The 1,842-nt window shown below is 69.9% G+C and carries 1 protein-coding gene and 3 pseudogenes; 2 read left to right on the forward strand and 2 right to left on the reverse strand.

Annotation, left to right across the window (positions count from 1 at the left end; translation table 11 throughout):
* Together ABT116_RS44085 and ABT116_RS44090 are read left to right on the forward strand one after the other, a co-directional pair.
* A pseudogene (locus ABT116_RS44085) lies at positions 1-85 on the forward strand (flavodoxin); the annotation flags it as partial.
* Positions 78-344, forward strand: a pseudogene (locus tag ABT116_RS44090) (winged helix-turn-helix transcriptional regulator); the annotation flags it as partial. The pseudogenes ABT116_RS44085 and ABT116_RS44090, both read left to right, overlap by 8 nt.
* A gap of 125 nt (positions 345-469) precedes the next feature.
* Here ABT116_RS44090 and ABT116_RS44095 read toward each other — a convergent pair.
* Positions 470-860: pseudogene (locus tag ABT116_RS44095) on the reverse strand (DDE-type integrase/transposase/recombinase); the annotation flags it as partial.
* Between the two features lie 288 nt (positions 861-1,148).
* Positions 1,149-1,649 carry a hypothetical protein gene (locus ABT116_RS44100; protein ID WP_502984058.1) on the reverse strand — a complete coding sequence of 167 codons (501 nt, stop codon included), beginning with the start codon at positions 1,647-1,649 and terminating at the stop codon, positions 1,149-1,151.
* Positions 1,650-1,842: the final 193 nt, after the last annotated feature.

Here is a 1,842-nt window from a genome sequence, read left to right on the forward strand (position 1 = left end):
GACCAAGCGCTACCTGGACTACTGGTCGGGCTGGCTGCGCACGCCCGGCCTCGACTTCAAGGCGACCCTGGCCGGCCCGCCGCTTCACCGAGCTCAAGCGGGCCGTCGAGGGGATCAGCCAGCGTATGCTCACCGTCACCCTGCGCGGCCTGGAACGCGACGGGATCCTCACACGGACCGTCCGCAACGTCATGCCGCCGCACGTCAGTTACGAACTCACTCCGATGGGCAGGACTCTCCGCGAAGCCACCGCACCCCTGTTGGAGTGGAGCATCACGCACCTGACGCACATCGACGCCGCCCGCGCCGTGTACGACGCCCGCCCCGACACCCCGCCCGCCTGACGCCCGCCCGGCTGGACTCACCCATCGGCAGGCAGGTACGGCTCGATTAGCGTGCCCTGGTCGGCGGTGAGCTGTCGCCCTGTCACATCCTGCGTCCTATCGCGACGAGCCTCACCAAAGCAGCAGCGTTCAGCCTTGCCGTTCGTCTGGGGCCGCCAGGGGCGTGTCCAGCGGGGGTCGGTGCCCAGGTCTTGGCAGGTGTCGCGCCAGGTGTTCTTGGTGTAGGCCCAGGCGTTGTCGGTCAGCACGCGTCCAAGGCGACGCCCTGGCTGGCGAACCAGGCCGTTGCTCGTCGCAGGAAGGACGCGCGGGTGGCATTTTCTCCTCGGGCAGGTCTTCGGTGCAGGCCAGGCGGAAGTGGTCGTCCGGGGCGGTGTGCAGGCAGGCGTTTCCGGTGCCGTTGCGGCGGTCCTGGCCGGCCCGGCCGGCTGCGCGGCCAAGGACGTTGTGTCTGCCGTCGTCGGGGATGCGGCCGAGTTTCTTGACGTCGATGTGGACCAGTTCGCCCGGCCCGGCGTATGGGGCCGTCCCAGGCTTCTTGTCAGGCCACCGAGGTGGGCCGGGGGCGCTGGCCGCTCGCCACAGTTGGACAGTTCATAGGCAAGGCACCCTCGGGGGCCACTTTTGCCACGAGCCATGACTGCGACGAGGCGACCGATGTCAACCTGCCAGCCGGTCTCGTACCAGCCAGATGAAGACTCACAGTCTTTCGTCAAGTTCGACGCCGAGCGAGCTCTGCAAGAAGCGCAACACCATCGAGCGGCCCATCAACGAGATGAAGACGTGGCGTGGCATCGCCACCGGTTACCGCCTCGGTCCCGCGACGGCGTAGGCCGCGCTGCCGACGACCGTGAGGGCCAGGGCCGTCCAGGTGCCCGCTGCCGTGCCGGGAGGCAGCAGCATCCACATCGCCACCTCCATGGGCGCACTCGTCGGGGGCGGGGCGAAGAACGAGAACGAGAGCCAGGCGAACGGCAGCGTCCATGCGTACTGGCCGCCCGTGAGCGCCGCGCCCAGGGCGACCAGTCCCATCAGGCCCGCGCTGTCCCGGACGACGAACGCGGTGGTGGCCATGGACGCGCCCATGGTCGGCACTGTCAGCAGCGCCGCGGCGACGGCCGTGCCGGCGAGCAGCACGTGCGCCGTTCTGCGGGGTACCCAGCGGATCGCGGCCATCCGGTACAGCGCGAGGTCCTGCCCGCCGAGCCCGATCGAGAAGGCCATCGCCCCGGTGGCCTGGCTCAGCGCGTCCAAGGCGTCTATGGCCTGGTCGACGACGGCGTGGGAGACGACTGCCTTCTGCAGCTGCTCGTTGTGTGCCCGCACCCGTTCCGGTTCCGCTGCCGGCTCCTCGGTCGACGTCGGCGTCGACCGAGGGGTGGAGTGGGGGGAGGGGGGCGAGGTGGGCCTAGTTGCTTGAGGCCGTGAGTTGCGGGGGGTCTCTCTTGGGGAGGCTGTTGCGTGGCTGGTCCGGGGATGTGAGCGGCCGCTGGTGGGC

It is taken from the genome of Streptomyces sp. NPDC002130 (assembly GCF_040296465.1).
In the GTDB taxonomy this organism is placed as follows: domain Bacteria; phylum Actinomycetota; class Actinomycetes; order Streptomycetales; family Streptomycetaceae; genus Streptomyces.